Source organism: Ensifer sp. ENS10, assembly GCF_014852025.1.
Classification (GTDB): Bacteria; Pseudomonadota; Alphaproteobacteria; order Rhizobiales; family Rhizobiaceae; genus Ensifer.
Genome location: NZ_JACVAS010000049.1, coordinates 1 through 376, shown reverse-complemented (window position 1 = coordinate 376; position 376 = coordinate 1). Strand labels below are relative to the sequence as shown.

Genomic DNA, 376 nt, shown 5'->3' with positions numbered 1-376 from the left:
ATCAAAGCTCATTCGCAGCTCCCCACGGCTTATCGCAGCGTATCACGTCCTTCATCGCCTGTGCATGCCAAGGCATCCACCAAATGCCCTTCTTTCACTTGATCGTTCTCATTGCCAATGCTCATCCTTAGTTGGGTTTGGCTAAGCTTGTCCCGCTTTCGCGGGGCAGCCAAACCTGGCTATCCGGGCACAACTGAATGTGCCGTAAGCCGCCCAACAACTCGGTTACCTTTTACAACCGAGCCAGTCAGATGCCATCGACGTGTTCGATACGGTCGCTTTATTGGAACCACGCCGAGCGGTTCACTTGCGCCATATCTTAAGACCAGCTTCTCGAGATCTGTCCGGTGATGCGCGGTCAGGCAACACCAATCCA

1 rRNA gene is annotated in these 376 nt (G+C 54.0%); it reads right to left on the bottom strand.

Annotation, left to right across the window (positions count from 1 at the left end):
* Nucleotides 1-104: ribosomal RNA gene (locus IB265_RS36320) — 23S ribosomal RNA — on the bottom strand; the annotation flags it as partial.
* Between the last annotated feature and the right edge of the window lie 272 nt (nucleotides 105-376).